Genomic DNA, 16,336 nt, shown 5'->3' on the forward strand with positions numbered 1-16,336 from the left:
CTTATGTTAGATCCGTCAATTGACTCTTTAATGAATAAATTAGATTCTAAATATACGCTGGTGACTGTGTCTGCAAGACGCGCGCGTGAAATGCAGATCAAAAAGGACCAGCAGATTGAACATACCATTTCTCACAAATATGTAGGCAAAGCTTTAGAAGAAATTGACGCGGGCCTGCTTTCGTTTGAAAGAGAAGACAGCGAATAACAAGCACACGTAGCAACCTATCTCTACATAGGTTGTTATTTTTTTCCGTTTGGGATTTGTCCAATGCTTTCATAAAGGGGAGAAGACTTCATGAAAAACCGAAACATTTTGCTATGCGTAAGCGGAGGAATCGCCGTTTATAAAGCTTCCGCACTCACGAGCAAGCTGGTTCAGGCCGGCGCAAATGTCAAAGTGATTATGACTGAGTCCGCGCGTGAGTTTGTTTCTCCGCTGACATTTCAGGCGCTGAGCCGGAATGAAGTGTATACAGATACATTTAATGAACAGAATCCGAAGGTGATTTCTCATATTGATGCCGCTGACTGGGCGGATTTAATTATTGTCGCGCCCGCTACGGCAAATATCATCGGCAAGCTTGCCAACGGAATTGCTGATGATATGCTCACAACGACGGTGCTGGCGGCTGAGGCCCCGGTCTGGGTGGCGCCTGCGATGAATGTCCATATGTATGATCATCCGGCGGTGAAACGGAACATCTCTGTGCTTTATCAGGACGGGGTCCGCTTTATCGAGCCGAGTGAAGGCTATTTGGCATGCGGATATGTCGGCAAAGGAAGGCTGGAGGAGCCGGAGCTTATTGTTGAGCGTGTCAGTGAGCATTTTAAGGAGCCTGAAGACGATGCGCCGCTGAAAGGAAAACATATTGTCATTACGGCCGGTCCGACGCGCGAAGCCGTGGACCCTGTCCGCTTCTTCACAAATAAATCCACCGGCAAAATGGGCTACGCTGCTGCTGAAGCCGCCGTCCGTCTCGGGGCGCGGGTGACGCTGATTTCAGGCCCGGTGTCAATAGAGCCGCCAGTCGGGCTGTATCAGTTTCTTCCTGTGCAATCGGCAGCTGATATGAGAGAAGCCGTGCTTTCTGTGTTTGATTCATGCGACATGGTGATTAAGACGGCGGCCGTGGCCGATTTTACGCCGGCGGCTGTTTCTGATCACAAAATGAAGAAGAAAGACGGTTCGCTCGTGATCGAATTCAACCGTACGGCAGACATACTGAAAGAACTCGGCGAACGGAAAACACACCAGCTGCTGGTCGGATTTGCGGCTGAAACGCAAGACGTCGAACGCTATGCGCGCAGAAAACTCGAACAGAAAAACCTTGATATGATCGTGGCGAATGATGTGAAAGCGGAAGGGGCCGGATTTGGCACGGATACGAATGTCGTCACCTTCTATTTCCGGGACGGAAGAAAACGGGAGCTTGCGCTTATGTCTAAACTTGACGTTTCCTTTGAAATGCTGAAGGAAATGACCGCTTTGAAAGCCGAGGACCGAAAACCCGTATGAATGTAGCAGAAGTCATTGTCGATGTCAGCTCCAAAAACATTGACAGACCCTTTGATTACAAAATTCCCGATCATTTAAAAGGGATGATCGAAGTCGGCATGCGGGTGATTGTCCCGTTTGGCCCGCGCAAGCTTCAAGGATTTGTGACCGGTTTGAAAGATTCGTCCGAATTAAACGGCGGCTCAATGAAGGAAGTCGAGAAGCTTCTTGATTTGACGCCAGTTCTGACTGAGGAACTGATGCAGCTGTCTTCATGGCTTTCTGACAAAACGCTGTCGTTTAAAATCACGGCGCTTCAGGCAATGCTGCCCGCCGCACTGAAGGCGAAGTACGAGAAAGAGCTGAAAGTCGTTGACGAAGAAGCGCTGACCCCGGACATCAAACAGCTTTTCAGGAATCAAAAAAGTCTTCTGTACTCGGATATTACCGATGAAAGCATTCTTTCGTCACTTCAGAAATTCGTGCGCAAAGGAAGCATTGATGTCACATATAAAGTCGCCCAAAAAACGAATAAAAAAATGATCCGCATGATCGAAGCGGGGGCAGACAAAGAAGAACTCGCCCGGCACGCAGATTCATTGACAAAGCAGGCTTCTAAACAGCTCGCCGTGCTTACTTATTTTATCGGCGGGGGAGAAAAGATTTCCGCGGCTGAACTTTGCAAAAAGACCGATTCCAGTTCCGCGACGCTGAAAACGCTTCTTAAAAAGGGGCTTCTTACGGAAAGCTTTGAGGAGGTTTACCGCGATCCTTATCAGGACAGAATGTTCAAAAAAACAGAGCCGCTCTCTCTTACAGAAGAGCAGCAGGCCGCTTTTGAGCCGATTAAACAAGCCGTAGCCGATCATGTCCACCACGTCTTTCTGCTTCACGGCGTCACGGGCAGCGGCAAAACGGAAATTTACCTGCAATCCATAGAAAAAGTGCTGGCAAAAGGACAAGAAGCGATCGTGCTCGTTCCGGAAATCTCGTTGACACCGCAAATGGTCAACCGTTTTAAAGGCCGCTTCGGCTCACAGGTTGCGGTCATGCACAGCGGATTATCCACAGGTGAAAAATACGATGAATGGCGGAAGATTCAGCGCAAGGAAGTCCGGCTTGTCGTCGGAGCCAGATCGGCCATCTTTGCCCCGTTTGAAAATCTCGGCATGATCATTATTGATGAAGAGCACGAATCTTCCTATAAGCAGGAGGAAATGCCGCGGTATCATGCAAAGGATGTAGCCATCCGCCGGGCCGAGCATCACAGCTGTCCGGTCGTCCTCGGGAGCGCCACGCCGACATTGGAGTCATTTGCGCGGGCGAAAAAAGGCGTTTATGAGCTGCTTCCGTTAAAACATCGCGTAAACCGCCAGCTCATGCCTGACGTTTCTCTCGTTGATATGAGAGAAGAACTGAGAAACGGCAACAGATCAATGTTTTCAAGAGAGCTGATGGAACAGCTGGAAGAGAAGCTCGCAAAAAAAGAGCAGGCCGTCCTTTTTCTGAATAAACGGGGGTATTCCTCGTTTGTGATGTGCCGGGACTGCGGTTATGTGCCGCAATGTCCGCATTGCGACATTTCCATGACTTATCACCGCTACGGACAAAGGCTGAAATGCCATTACTGCGGCCATGAGGAACCTGTCCCGGGAACATGCCCGGAATGCGGCAGCGAACATATCCGCTTTTTCGGCACGGGCACGCAGCGTGTGGAGGAGGAGCTTACCAAAGTGCTGCCTCAGGCGCGCGTGATCAGGATGGATGTGGATACCACTTCAAGAAAAGGCGCACATGAAAAACTGTTGTCAGCGTTCGGTGAAGGGAAGGCGGATATCCTGCTCGGTACGCAGATGATCGCAAAAGGGCTTGATTTTCCGAACGTGACGCTCGTCGGAGTATTAAGCGCAGATACGACGCTTCACATCCCAGATTTCAGGGCCGCGGAGAAGACATTCCAGCTGCTGACGCAGGTAAGCGGACGGGCCGGGCGGCATGAAAAGCCGGGAACGGTGGTCATTCAAACGTATACACCGTCTCATTACAGCATTCAGCTGACGAAAACGCACGACTATGAAACTTTTTTTCAGCAGGAAATGGCGCACAGACGGGCCCAGTCATACCCGCCGTATTATTACGTGGCGCTGGTGACCGTTTCTCATGAAGAAGCGGCAAAAGCCGCGGTCACCGCAGAAAAGATTACAAACTATTTAAGAGCGGGATGCGGGCCTGATACGAAAATTCTTGGGCCGGCGGCTTCCCCGATTGCCAGGATCAAAGATAGATATCGCTATCAATGCGTGATAAAATACAGACAGGAAAACGAGTTGCAGATTCAGTTGAAAAAGATACTGGAGCACTATAAACGAGACATTGCGCAAAAGCATGTAATGATTTCAATCGATATGAATCCGTACATGCTGATGTAACATTAGTTTTTGGAGGGCAAAATTTTGGCTGTAAAAAAAATCGTCACACACCCGGCGGAGGTTCTGGAAACACCCGCCGATGAAGTGACAGTGTTTGATAAAAAATTAAAAAAACTGCTTGACGATATGTACGATACGATGCTCGAAATGGATGGCGTCGGTCTCGCCGCGCCGCAAATCGGCATTTTAAAAAGAGCGGCCGTCGTGGACATCGGTGAAGAAAGCGGCCGGATCGACCTTGTAAATCCGGTTATTCTTGAAAAGAGCGGTGAACAGACCGGAGTCGAGGGCTGCTTAAGTTTTCCCGGGGTTTTCGGCGATGTCACCCGCCCGGATTACGTAAAGGTAAAAGCCCACGACCGTAAAGGAAAACCGTTTATTTTAGAAGCGGAGGGTTTTTTGGCCAGAGCCGTTCAGCATGAAATGGATCATTTAGACGGCATTTTATTCACATCAAAAATTACGGCTTACTACACTGAAGAAGAACTGGCAGAAATGGAAGGATGATTGGATGACAAGGATCGTTTTTATGGGAACGCCCGATTTTTCAGTTCCCGTCCTGCGCACGCTTATTGAAGACGGATATGAAGTGGTTGGTGTCGTTACGCAGCCTGACCGCCCGAAAGGCAGAAAAAAAATCATGACGCCCCCTCCTGTAAAGGCTGAAGCTGAACGTCACGGCATTCCCGTGCTTCAGCCCGAAAAAGTAAGGCTCGAAGAAGAAATAGAAAAAGTGCTCAGCCTGAAGCCGGACCTGATTGTTACGGCGGCATTCGGACAGATCCTGCCCAAGCAGCTGCTGGACGGCCCGACATACGGCTGTATCAACGTACACGCGTCACTATTGCCTGAATTAAGAGGCGGAGCGCCGATACATTATTCGATTCTCCAAGGCAAGAAGAAAACGGGCGTGACGATCATGTATATGGTTGAAAAGCTTGATGCGGGCGATATGATTTCTAAAATCGAAGTGGAAATTGATGAAACGGATAACGTCGGCACGTTGCACGACAAATTAAGCATAGCGGGGGCAAAGCTTTTGTCAGAGACCGTCCCGAACGTCATTTCCGGAAATATTAAACCGATCAAACAGGACGAATCAAAAGCGACTTACGCGCCTAACATTAAGCGTGAGCAGGAGCGGATTGATTGGGCAAAGCCCGGAGAAGAGATCTACAACCAGATCAGAGGTTTAAACCCTTGGCCTGTCGCCTATACAACTTTGAACGGTCAAACTATTAAAGTATGGGCTTCTGAAAAAGTTGCAGCAAAAACTGAAGCTGCGCCCGGAACAGTCATCCGCACGGAGCAAAACGGCATTGTCGTCGCATCAGGAAACAGCACCGCCCTTTTAATCACTGAGCTGCAGCCGGCGGGAAAAAAACGGATGAAGGGCGAAGATTTTGTAAGAGGCAAAAATGTGCAGCCCGGTGACGTGTTAGGAGCAGCAAATGAAGAAAATTAATGTCCGGGAGCTCGCCCTTGAAGCGCTTGAGAAGCTTGAGCAAAATCAGGCATACAGCAACCTGCTTCTTACATCGGTTATCAAAACGAACACGCTCAGCGATCAGGACAGAGGACTGCTGACAGAGCTTGTCTACGGAACGCTGCAAAATAAAATCGCCTTAGACTATATGCTGAAGCTTTTTATCCGCAAGCCGAATAAGGTGAAGCCGTGGGTGATTCAGCTGCTTCGTCTGTCCGCGTATCAAATGGAGTATTTAGAAAAAATTCCGGATCGCGCCGCCATCCATGAAGCGGTTGAAATCGCCAAAAAACGCGGGCATAAGGGCATTGCGTCCTTTGTCAACGGCATTCTCCGCTCCCTGCAGCGTGAGGGGGCGCCGTCATTCGCTGAAATTGAAGACCCGGTTCTCCGTCTTTCTACAGAGACAAGCCATCCCGAATGGCTCGTAAAAGAGTGGGTCGAGGCGTACGGCTTTGAGGCGGCTGAAAAAATCTGCCGGATTCATCTCATTCCGCCGAAGCAGACGCTCCGTGTCAATCACATAAAGAGCGACAGGGAAACGGTGCTGAATGAGATGGAGAATGCCGGTCTGGAAGCGGAAGCCGGAGACCTTTCTCCTGATGCGATTAAGCTTTTGAAAGGAAGCATCGCGAACACGACATTTTTCCAAAACGGCCGGGTATCCATACAGGATGAAAGCTCAATGCTTGTCGCGCGGGCGCTGGACCCGAAGCCGGGCGAAACCGTTTTAGATGCATGCGCCGCACCGGGCGGAAAGTCGGCTCACATTGCGGAACTGATGGAGAACGAGGGGAGCCTCACATCGCTTGATCTTCACCGCCATAAAGTGAAGCTGATTAAAGAGGGCGCAGAACGGCTCGGACTTACGATCATCGACGCGCAAACGATGGATGCGCGAAAAGCGGGAGAGGCCTTTGGCGCAGAACGGTTTGACCGTATTCTCGTTGATGCGCCTTGCTCAGGTTTCGGTGTCATCAGAAGAAAACCCGATATGAAATATACGAAGACGCCGGAGGACAGCAGACGGCTGTCAGAAATCCAGCTCGGCATTTTAAGGGAAATCGCCCCATTAGTAAAAAAAGGTGGCACACTCGTATACAGTACGTGTACAATGGATCGGACAGAAAATGAAGAAGTTATGCATGCGTTTATACAAGAACACCCTGAGTTTGAACCCGATTTGTCTCTTGAAAAGCGGCTGCCTGAAAAGGCGAGACCCTTTGTTCAGGATGGAAGCCTTCAAATTCTTCCGCATTATTTCGGAACAGACGGTTTCTTTATTAGCAGCATGAGAAAGAAGGGATAAAAAATGACACAATTAAAAAAGACAAGCGTACGGAAAGAGCTGCGGACTGAGCAGCCGTCCATTTACTCTTTTGAATTAGATGAAATCAAACAATGGCTGACCGAGAATGGCGAAAAGCCGTTCCGCGCAGCACAGATTTTTGAATGGCTCTATGAAAAGCGGGTTTCTTCATTTGATGAAATGACAAACCTCTCAAAAAGCCTGCGTGAAAAACTCGAGAGCAATTTTGTGCTGACAACGCTGAAAACGGCTGTAAAACAGACATCTCAAGATGGCACGATGAAATTTTTATTTGAGCTTCATGACGGTTATACGATCGAAACGGTTTTAATGAGACACGAGTATGGTAATTCTGTATGTGTAACGACACAGGTCGGCTGCCGGATCGGCTGCACATTTTGCGCGTCAACACTCGGCGGACTGAAACGGAATCTTGAAGCGGGAGAAATCGTCGCTCAAGTCGTGAAAGTGCAAAAGGCGCTTGATGAAACGGATGAACGCGTCAGCTCAGTCGTCATCATGGGAATCGGAGAGCCGTTTGATAATTTCAATGAAATGCTCGCTTTCTTAAAAATCATTAACCACGATAAAGGGCTGAACATCGGAGCGCGTCATATCACAGTTTCCACCAGCGGAATCATTCCGAAGATTTACGATTTCGCCGATCAAAAAATGCAGATCAATTTCGCGATTTCTCTGCATGCTCCGAATACGGAAATCAGAAGCCGTCTGATGCCGATTAACAAAGCCTATAAGCTTCCTGACCTTATGGAGGCCGTCAAATATTACATCGAGAAAACAGGCAGACGGATCAGCTTTGAATACGGGCTGTTCGGCGGCGTAAATGATCAGGTCGAACATGCAGAAGAGCTTGCAGAACTGTTAAAAGACGTGAAATGCCATGTCAATTTAATTCCGGTAAACTATGTGCCTGAACGGGATTACGTCCGCACACCGAGAGATCAGATTTTCGCATTCGAAAAAACGTTAAAATCCCGCGGTGTAAATGTCACGATCAGAAGAGAGCAAGGCCATGACATTGACGCGGCCTGCGGTCAGCTTCGCGCGAAGGAGCGTCAAGACGAGACGAGGTGAAGAGGTTGATTACAGCCTTGAAAACAGATACAGGTAAAGTCCGCCGGCATAATGAAGATGCGGCGGGCATTTTCACAAAAGAAGACGCGGTGCTTGCGGTTGTCGCCGACGGCATGGGCGGTCATCTTGCCGGAGATGTAGCGAGCAGGATGGCGGTTGCGGCGATGGAAGAGCAGTGGAACCGGACCGAAACGGTTCCTTCTCTGCCGTCCGCTTGCGAGGATTGGCTGAAAGACCGGATTCATGAGGCGAATGTCAAAGTACATGACCACGCTAAAGCGAATGAAGAATGCCGGGGAATGGGCACCACCATTGTCTGCGCCTTATTCACGGGGAAGTTTGTCACTGTGGCTCATATCGGAGACAGCCGGTGCTACCTGCTTCAAGAGGGGGAATTCACTCAGCTGACTGAGGACCATTCGCTTGTGAATGAGCTGGTCAAGACGGGGGAAATTTCGAAAGAGGACGCCGAGCACCATCCGCGGAAAAATGTATTGACGAGAGCGCTGGGGACAGATGAAACCATCAGCCCCGACGCCCGTTCTTTTGAACTGTCTGACGGCGATCAGCTGCTTTTATGCTCTGACGGACTGTCAAATAAAATAGAAGATCACGAGATCAAACAAATGCTTCAAGCCGAATCTGATCCTCAGGAAAAAGTAGACCTTCTCATCAGCAAAGCGAATCAAAACGGCGGCGAAGATAACATCACGGCTGTGTTGATTGAGTTTTCCGCAGATGAAAAAGAGGGTGAAGACAAGTGCTAACCGGCAAGCGGATCAGCGGGCGTTATCATATCCTCCGGCCCATTGGCGGCGGCGGAATGGCAAACGTTTTTTTAGCTGAGGACATCATTCTCGAACGTGAAGTCGCAATTAAAATTCTGCGGTTTGACTTTGTGAATGACATTGATTTTATCAGGCGTTTCAGAAGAGAAGCACAGTCGGCATCAAGCCTCGATCATCCGAATATCGTCAGTATTTACGATATCGGGGAGGAAGGCGATATTTATTACATTGTCATGGAATATGTGGAAGGCATGACATTAAAGGAATACATAACCGCACACGGACCGCTCCATCCGAAAGAAGCGCTGTCCGTTATGGAGCAGATCGTCTCGGCCATCGCCCATGCCCATCAAAACCATATCGTGCACCGGGATATTAAACCGCACAATATATTGATAGATCATTTAGGGCATATCAAGGTGACGGATTTCGGCATCGCCACAGCACTTACATCTACGACAATCACACATACGAATTCTGTGCTGGGCTCGGTTCATTATTTGTCTCCGGAGCAGGCGAGAGGCGGCCTGGCAACGAAAAAATCAGATATTTACGCGCTCGGCATCGTGCTGTTTGAGCTTTTAACAGGCAAAATCCCTTTTGACGGAGAATCAGCCGTCAGCATAGCGCTAAAGCACCTGCAAACAGAAACGCCTTCCGCCAGAAAGTGGAACCCTTCCATTCCGCAGAGCGTTGAAAACATTATTTTAAAGGCAACCGCTAAAGATCCGTTTCACCGCTATGAAAGCGCCGAAGACATGGAGGCGGACATCAGAACGGCTTTTGACGCCGGCAGGCTGAATGAACAAAAATTTTCCGTGCAGGATGATGAGGAAATGACAAAAGCCATTCCCGTTATTACTGACGGCGCAAAAGCCGCTCCTCAGGCGGAAACGCCGGGGGAGACGGATGATAAGGAACAGCAGCCAGCCAAAAAGAAAAAACGGAAATGGCCGTGGGTTTTGCTGGCCGTCTGTTTCATTTTCATTATGGCGGCTGTTCTTGCGGTCACCGTGTTCCCGTCTTTATTTATGCCTAAAGATGTAAGCGTCCCCGACGTACGGGGCATGAAGTACGAAAAAGCGGAAGCCCTGCTTGAAAAGAACGGGCTCCGGGCTGATCCTGATATAACGGACATTGAAGATGAAAAAATAGAAGAGGAATTAATGGTCAAAACGGACCCAAAAGCGGGGTCTACCGTTAAAGAAGGTTCTTCTGTAAAACTGTACAAAAGCATCGGAAAACCGAAAACCCAGCTGATCGACGTGAAAGGACGGCAGATCGGCGACGCAAAAAAAGCGCTGAAGGAAAAAGGCTTCAAACATGTTAATGTAAAAGAAGAAAACGATGACAGCGAGGCCGGCACCGTAATTGATCAGGACCCGTCAGCCGGCACCGATATGGTCGCAAGCGACGATGAAGTCAATCTAACGGTCAGCCTCGGCCCGGCGGACGTTACGCTGAGGGACTTAAAGACTTACAGCAAAGAAGCGGCTTCAGGGTATCTTGAAGATAACGGCCTGCAGCTTGTTGAAAAACAAGCCCATTCAGATGACGTGCCGGAAGGACAAGTCATGAAACAAGAACCGTCAGCCGGCACTGCGGTTAAGCCGGGAAGTAATGTTGAAGTGACGTTCTCGCTCGGACCTGAAGAAAAACCGGCGAAAACGGTAAAAGAAAAAATCAGCATTCCTTACGAACCTGAACATGAAGGGGACGAGCTTGAAGTGCAAATCGCCATCGATGATAAGGACCACAGCATCTCTGATACGTATGATTCATTTAAAATAAAAGAGCCGACTGAAAAAACAATTGAACTGAAGATTGATCAGGGACAGAAGGGGTATTATCAAGTGATGGTCGATCATAAAGTCGTCAGCTACAAAACGATTGAATACCCGAAAGATAATGACTGACAAGGAGGGACCCTATGCCTGAGGGCAAAATTATAAAAGCGTTAAGCGGATTCTATTATGTCTTGGATGAATCACAGGACAAGATCATTCAATGCAGGGGCCGGGGCATTTTCAGAAAAAATAAAATAACGCCCCTGGTCGGCGATTATGCCGTTTATCAGGCTGAAAATGATAAAGAAGGCTACCTGCTGGAAATCAAAGAACGAACAAACGAGCTGATCAGGCCGCCGATTTCAAATGTCGATCAGGCCGTTCTCGTCTTTTCTGCCGTTCAGCCGGCGTTCAGCACGTCTTTATTGGACCGTTTTCTCGTCCTTGTGGAAGCCAACGGCATTCACCCGATCATCTGCATAACCAAAATGGACTTAGCTGCAGACGGGGAATCGAAAGAGGCGATACTTTCTTACGTGAAAGACTATCAGGCGATCGGTTATGACGTATATGTGACGTCATCAAAAGAAAACAGCGGCTTAACAGGCATTGTGAAACACTTCGAGAACAAAACGACGGTGTTTGCCGGCCAGTCCGGAGTCGGAAAATCTTCGCTTTTAAATGCGATCAGCCCGGAGCTTGAGCTGAAAACAAACGAGATTTCCGCGCATTTGGGACGCGGAAAACATACGACGCGCCATGTGGAGCTCATTCATACATCAGGCGGTCTTGTCGCGGATACTCCGGGGTTCAGTTCGCTTGAATTTACCGGCATTGAGGAAGAAGAGCTGGGCAGCACGTTCCCTGAGATCAGAGAAATAAGCGCCTCTTGCAAATTCAGAGGCTGTCTGCATCTTAAGGAGCCGAAATGCGCGGTAAAGGAAGCGGTGGAAGAAGGAGAGATTCAGCCGTACCGCTATGAGCATTACAAAGAATTTATGCAGGAAATAAAAGAGAGAAAGCCGAGGTATTAATATGATTAAGGTTGCGCCATCAATTCTTTCCGCCGATTTTGCTTCACTGGGCGAGGAAATTAAAGACGTGGAAAAAGGAGGGGCAGACTATATCCATATTGATGTCATGGATGGCCATTTCGTCCCTAACATTACAATCGGGCCGCTTATCGTTGAAGCCGTCCGTCCGGTGACTGATCTGCCGCTGGATGTCCATCTTATGATTGAAAACCCGGACCGCTACATCCCGGCATTCGCAAAAGCCGGTGCGGACATCCTTTCTGTTCACGCTGAAGCGTGTCCGCATCTTCACCGGACCATTCAATTGATAAAAGAGCAGGGGGTAAAAGCGGGAGTTGTGCTTAATCCGCATACGCCCGTCCAAATGATTGAACATGTGATCGAGGAGCTTGACCTTGTGCTGTTAATGACGGTTAACCCCGGTTTTGGCGGACAGCGCTTCATTCATTCGGTTCTGCCGAAAATCCGTCAGGTCAAACAGCTGGCTGAGGAGAAAGGCCTGTCTGAGCTTTTAATCGAGGTGGACGGAGGCGTTAATAAAGAAACAGCCCCTTTATGCGCTGAAGCGGGCGCCAATCTGCTTGTTGCCGGGTCTGCCGTATATAATCAGCCGGATCGGAAAAAAGCCATCGCTGACATCCGAAACGCATCATAAACATGCTGAAAAAGAGCCCGGTGAAAGCCGCCGGCTCTTTTCGCGTCTAAGAGAGAGGATAGCATATGAAGACAATCAATATCGTTGCGGGCGGCCCGCGGGAGCTTATTCCCGATCTATCCGAATACACAGACGGAGATACGACGTGGGTCGGAGTTGATAAAGGGACGGTTGCTCTTTTGGAGGCCGGAATCATTCCGCAGGAAGCTTTCGGTGATTTTGACAGCATTACGGAAGAGGAGCTCATGCAGATTCAAAAAGCGGCGCCGGCCCTCCATGTGTATCAGGCGGAAAAAGATTATACCGATCTTGAACTCGCCCTTGACTGGGCTTTACAAAAAGAACCGGAAAATATTCGGGTATTCGGTGTGACGGGCGGAAGAGCCGATCACTTTTTAGGGAACATCCAGCTGCTGTATAAAGCCTTACATAAGCATACCGATGTCAAGCTGATCGACCGGCAGAATGACATTCAGATGTTCGGGCCCGGCCGTTATACAATTGAAGAAAAAGCGCGCAGACGCTATATTTCTTTCATTCCGTTTACGGAAGCGGCAGACGGCCTGACACTCGACGGTTTTAAATATCCCCTTGATAATTGTCATATTCCTCTGGGTTCCACACTATGTATTAGTAACGAACTCATTCATTCACGAGGTACTTTTTCGTTTGCAAAAGGCATATTAATAATGGTAAGGAGCGCGGATTAGAAAAGCGGCTTCTGCCATATGCGGAAAAAACCATGAATCCTAAAGTGATGAACGCAGCGGATACGGGACTTATAGGAGGGGACAAAATGAAATTTTATACCATTAAATTGCCGAAGTTTTTAGGAGGAATTGTCCGGGCGATGCTGGGCTCATTTAGAAAAGAGTAAGCCCAAGAAGCTGAAATTGCCCTCTTTGAACGCATAAAAAACGCCTGCCGCATAAAAGGGCAGGCGTTCATTTTTGCTTATACACGCTCAACTTTACCGGATTTTAAAGCCCGGGCAGATACATACACTTTTTTAGGTTTGCCGTCAACGAGGATGCGGACCTTTTGAAGGTTTGCGCCCCAAGTACGCTTAGAAGCGTTCATTGCGTGAGAACGGTTGTTTCCGGCTTTTGTTTTTTTACCTGTAATAAAACATTTACGTGCCATTTGTTTCCCTCCTAACTGCGCGAAACATCTTTTTAAACATAGTGTCTCAGATGCTTTCGTTATACAATACTTTAAATAATTTACCACAGCTAAAAACCGTTTGCAACTATTGTTTCCCTTACTTTCAAGAAAAATCACTTGACATGTAAAACCAATCACATTTCCGCGCTGAAGGCCGCTGTCTGTATCTTTTCTTTTCATAATGGGATACATATAGTAGAATAATGATAACTCTATGCATCTGAAGGAGGAACCTGTGTGTCCATTGAAATGAAGACAAAATACGGACAGATTGATATATCCAACGAAGTCATCGCAATGGTTGCCGGAGGCGCTGCCATTGACTGTTACGGAATAGTGGGGATGGCCTCAAAAAACCAGATTAAAGACGGTTTGTCTGAAATCCTCCGGAGAGAGAACTTCGCAAAAGGCGTACATGTCCGTCAGGAAGCCGAACAAATACATATCGACATGTACATTATTGTCAGCTACGGCACTAAAATATCCGAAGTAGCCCACAATGTTCAGACGAAGGTAAAATACACAGTAAATCAAACAACCGGACTTGCAGTTGATTCTGTAAATATTTATGTCCAAGGCGTACGAGTAACGAACCCGTAGTGAGGAGGATGAGTATTGTCTAGACGAAACTTAGATGGGAGAGCTTTTGCGGCAATGATTCTGGCGGGGGCTGAGACATTGTCTCAAAACGCATCCGCAGTGGATGCGCTGAACGTGTTTCCCGTGCCTGACGGCGATACCGGAACAAATATGAATTTATCGATGTCATCCGGTGCAAGAGAGGTAGAGCACATTGACTCACCCGACATCGGCAAAGTCGGCATCGCCCTGTCAAAAGGCCTGCTTATGGGAGCGAGAGGAAACTCAGGGGTGATCTTGTCCCAATTGTTCAGAGGTTTCACAAAGAGCATTGAAAACAAAAACCAAATAGATGCCCGAGAGTTTGCCGCAGCACTCCAAGCGGGAGTGGATATGGCATATAAGGCGGTTATGAAACCGGTTGAAGGAACGATTTTAACCGTGGCCAAGGATGCGGCTAAAAAAGCGGTCGCCTCGGCCAAAGAAGAAACCGATATTATTTCGGTCATGGAGGCCGTTATTGAAGAAGCGGAAGCGTCGCTCAACCGCACGCCGGATCTGCTTCCTGTTTTAAAGGACGTCGGTGTCGTTGACAGCGGCGGAAAAGGTCTGCTTTGTGTATATGAAGGCTTTTTGGCTGCTTTAAAAGGAGAGGCCGTACCGAAAAAAGCGGTTCTTCCGGCACTCGATGATATGGTGAATGCCGAGCATCATAAAAGCGCGCAGAGCATGCTGAGTACAGAAGACATTGAATTCGGATTTTGTACGGAAGTGATGGTGAGGCTGGATCAAGATAAACGGACGTTCAAGGAAGAGGCGTTCAGAAACGAACTGAGCCGTTTCGGCGATTCATTGCTGGTCGTGGCTGATGATACGCTGGCGAAAGTTCATATTCATGCCGAAGAACCAGGGAACGTACTCAATCTCGCACAGCGTTACGGCGATTTGATTAAAATTAAAATTGAAAACATGAGGGAACAGCATACTTCAATCATCAGCCAAGAACATGATGAAAAAAAGCCGGCCGGCGTTATGAAAGAAGCCCGCAAGCCTTTTGGCATCGTGACTGTGGCAATGGGAGAGGGCATTTCTGAATTGTTTACGAGCATCGGCGCTTCACACGTAATCGAAGGCGGCCAGACAATGAATCCGAGCACGGAAGATATTGTTGAAGCCGTTCAGTCTGTCAATGCGGAGATGGTTTTCATTCTTCCAAACAATTCCAATATTGTGATGGCTGCCAATCAGGCGGCGAGCGTGGCTGAAGAAAATGTCATTGTCATTCCGGCAAAAACGGTCCCTCAAGGCATGACCGCCCTGCTTGCGTTTAACCCTGACCAGCCGGCTGATGTAAATGAAGCCAATATGCTTGAGGCCATCCGGAATGTGAAAAGCGGCCAGGTGACATATTCAGTCAGAGACACCCATATTGACGGCAAAGATATTAAAAAAGGTGATTTTATCGGCATTTTAAACAGTTCAATTATCGGCAGCGCCGAAGATCGGATAAGTGCGGCGAAATTGCTGCTGGATGAAATGATCGGGGAAGAAGATGAAATCGTCACCATCCTGTACGGAGAGGACGCGCCGGAAGAAGAAGCTGAGAAACTCGCTGAGTATATTGCTAGCGTCTGTGAAGATATCGAGGTTGAAATCCATAACGGCAGACAGCCTCTGTATCCATATATATTTGCGGCAGAATAGAAGGGCTTATCAGGCCCTTCTATTCTTATGCCTTTATTTACCTGCGGCAGTGCGGCAGTGTGCCTGCTTGCCAATTGAGAAATGTTCAATTAGTCTAAAGAAAAGCGCTGAATGAAGTGATGTTAAGGAGGAGCAAACCAGCATGAAGTATAGAAGCGTTTTTGATATTATCGGCCCGGTCATGATCGGTCCGTCCAGTTCACATACCGCAGGCGCCGCCCGGATCGGCAGAGTGGCCAGAAGCTTATTCAGGCGGGAGCCCCGCCGGATCGTTGTGTCTTTTTACGGATCATTTGCAGAAACGTATAAGGGTCACGGCACTGATGTCGCGATTATCGGCGGCCTGCTTGATTTTGATACATTTGATGAACGGATTAAAACAGCGATTCAAATTGCGGAAGAGAAGGGCATATATGTAGAGTTCCGTACAGAGGATGCCGTGCCCGTTCATCCGAATACGGCGCGTATCGTCATTTCTGATGATGAGGGAGAGCTTGCCCTTACCGGTATTTCCATCGGCGGCGGAAAAATAGAAATCACGGAGCTTAACGGCTTTGAGCTGCGACTTTCCGGAAACCACCCGGCTATTTTAGTCGTTCATAATGATAAATTCGGCACGATTGCAGGCGTTGCCAATGTGCTTGCGAAATTCTCCATCAATGTCGGACATATGGAAGTGGCGCGTAAGGACGTCGGCCAGCTTGCGCTGATGACGATTGAGGTCGATCAGAATATTGAAGAAGAAGTGCTTGACGAACTTTCAACACTTCCTAATATTATACAGGTTACTAAGATAGCTGACTAAAAAG

Annotated in this window: 17 protein-coding genes; 16 read left to right on the forward strand and 1 reads right to left on the reverse strand. The window is 48.4% G+C overall.

Going from position 1 to position 16,336, the window contains the following annotated elements:
- Window positions 1–3 precede the first annotated feature (3 nt).
- From rpoZ to spoVM, 13 genes are all read left to right on the forward strand, one after another.
- Complete coding sequence (rpoZ, locus tag ACWJJS_RS08950) at window positions 4–207, forward strand: DNA-directed RNA polymerase subunit omega (RefSeq protein WP_003154346.1); 204 nt, start codon at window positions 4–6, stop codon at window positions 205–207.
- 90 nt (window positions 208–297) lie between these two features.
- Window positions 298–1,518: a bifunctional phosphopantothenoylcysteine decarboxylase/phosphopantothenate--cysteine ligase CoaBC gene (gene coaBC / locus ACWJJS_RS08955; RefSeq protein WP_070081806.1), complete on the forward strand. Its 1,221-nt coding sequence runs from the start codon at window positions 298–300 to the stop codon at window positions 1,516–1,518.
- Window positions 1,515–3,926 carry a primosomal protein N' gene (priA, locus tag ACWJJS_RS08960; RefSeq protein ID WP_014304990.1) on the forward strand — a complete coding sequence of 804 codons (2,412 nt, stop codon included), beginning with the start codon at window positions 1,515–1,517 and terminating at the stop codon, window positions 3,924–3,926. Before coaBC ends, priA begins: the two co-directional genes overlap by 4 nt.
- Window positions 3,927–3,950: 24 nt before the next feature.
- Entirely contained in the window at window positions 3,951–4,433 is a 483-nt protein-coding gene (gene def / locus ACWJJS_RS08965; RefSeq protein ID WP_003154343.1) for a peptide deformylase, read from the forward strand.
- A 4-nt stretch (window positions 4,434–4,437) separates the two neighbouring features.
- Window positions 4,438–5,391 carry a methionyl-tRNA formyltransferase gene (gene fmt / locus ACWJJS_RS08970; protein WP_094246950.1) on the forward strand — a complete coding sequence of 318 codons (954 nt, stop codon included), beginning with the start codon at window positions 4,438–4,440 and terminating at the stop codon, window positions 5,389–5,391.
- The gene (rsmB, locus tag ACWJJS_RS08975) at window positions 5,378–6,721 is read left to right on the forward strand and encodes a 16S rRNA (cytosine(967)-C(5))-methyltransferase RsmB (protein ID WP_454023495.1); all 1,344 of its coding nucleotides are present in this window, start codon (window positions 5,378–5,380) and stop codon (window positions 6,719–6,721) included. The genes fmt and rsmB overlap by 14 nt, the downstream gene beginning before the upstream one ends.
- A gap of 3 nt (window positions 6,722–6,724) precedes the next feature.
- A complete protein-coding gene (gene rlmN / locus ACWJJS_RS08980; protein ID WP_003154339.1) occupies window positions 6,725–7,816 on the forward strand; it encodes a 23S rRNA (adenine(2503)-C(2))-methyltransferase RlmN in 1,092 nt (363 codons plus the stop codon).
- Between the two features lie 5 nt (window positions 7,817–7,821).
- Complete coding sequence (locus ACWJJS_RS08985) at window positions 7,822–8,583, forward strand: Stp1/IreP family PP2C-type Ser/Thr phosphatase (RefSeq protein ID WP_071391846.1); 762 nt, start codon at window positions 7,822–7,824, stop codon at window positions 8,581–8,583.
- Window positions 8,577–10,520 (forward strand): Stk1 family PASTA domain-containing Ser/Thr kinase, encoded by a 1,944-nt coding sequence (pknB, locus tag ACWJJS_RS08990; protein WP_077722187.1) that lies wholly within the window; start codon window positions 8,577–8,579, stop codon window positions 10,518–10,520. Before ACWJJS_RS08985 ends, pknB begins: the two co-directional genes overlap by 7 nt.
- Window positions 10,521–10,534: 14 nt before the next feature.
- Window positions 10,535–11,425: a ribosome small subunit-dependent GTPase A gene (rsgA, locus tag ACWJJS_RS08995; RefSeq protein WP_101563010.1), complete on the forward strand. Its 891-nt coding sequence runs from the start codon at window positions 10,535–10,537 to the stop codon at window positions 11,423–11,425.
- Window position 11,426: 1 nt separating this feature from the next.
- Window positions 11,427–12,080, forward strand: a complete 654-nt coding sequence (gene rpe, locus ACWJJS_RS09000; protein WP_003154331.1) for a ribulose-phosphate 3-epimerase — start codon at window positions 11,427–11,429, stop codon at window positions 12,078–12,080.
- A 65-nt stretch (window positions 12,081–12,145) separates the two neighbouring features.
- Window positions 12,146–12,790, forward strand: coding sequence for a thiamine diphosphokinase (locus ACWJJS_RS09005; RefSeq protein ID WP_003154330.1), 645 nt, complete (start codon window positions 12,146–12,148; stop codon window positions 12,788–12,790).
- Between the two features lie 86 nt (window positions 12,791–12,876).
- On the forward strand, window positions 12,877–12,957 hold the full coding sequence (spoVM, locus tag ACWJJS_RS09010) for a stage V sporulation protein SpoVM (RefSeq protein WP_003154329.1): 81 nt from the start codon (window positions 12,877–12,879) through the stop codon (window positions 12,955–12,957).
- 77 nt (window positions 12,958–13,034) lie between these two features.
- Here spoVM and rpmB read toward each other — a convergent pair whose 3' ends face one another.
- Window positions 13,035–13,223 (reverse strand): 50S ribosomal protein L28, encoded by a 189-nt coding sequence (gene rpmB / locus ACWJJS_RS09015; protein ID WP_003154328.1) that lies wholly within the window; start codon window positions 13,221–13,223, stop codon window positions 13,035–13,037.
- Window positions 13,224–13,481: 258 nt separating this feature from the next.
- Here rpmB and ACWJJS_RS09020 point away from each other — a divergent pair, with 258 nt between their 5' ends.
- The 3 genes from ACWJJS_RS09020 to sdaAB all read left to right on the forward strand — a co-directional run bounded on the left by ACWJJS_RS09020 (window position 13,482) and on the right by sdaAB (window position 16,332).
- The gene (locus tag ACWJJS_RS09020; RefSeq protein ID WP_454023496.1) at window positions 13,482–13,844 is read left to right on the forward strand and encodes an Asp23/Gls24 family envelope stress response protein; all 363 of its coding nucleotides are present in this window, start codon (window positions 13,482–13,484) and stop codon (window positions 13,842–13,844) included.
- A 15-nt stretch (window positions 13,845–13,859) separates the two neighbouring features.
- Window positions 13,860–15,527, forward strand: coding sequence for a DAK2 domain-containing protein (locus ACWJJS_RS09025; protein ID WP_454023497.1), 1,668 nt, complete (start codon window positions 13,860–13,862; stop codon window positions 15,525–15,527).
- Between the two features lie 142 nt (window positions 15,528–15,669).
- Window positions 15,670–16,332, forward strand: a complete 663-nt coding sequence (gene sdaAB, locus ACWJJS_RS09030) for an L-serine ammonia-lyase, iron-sulfur-dependent subunit beta (protein ID WP_003154325.1) — start codon at window positions 15,670–15,672, stop codon at window positions 16,330–16,332.
- Window positions 16,333–16,336: the final 4 nt, after the last annotated feature.

The sequence above is a fragment of the Bacillus sp. JK106 genome, assembly GCF_053663355.1.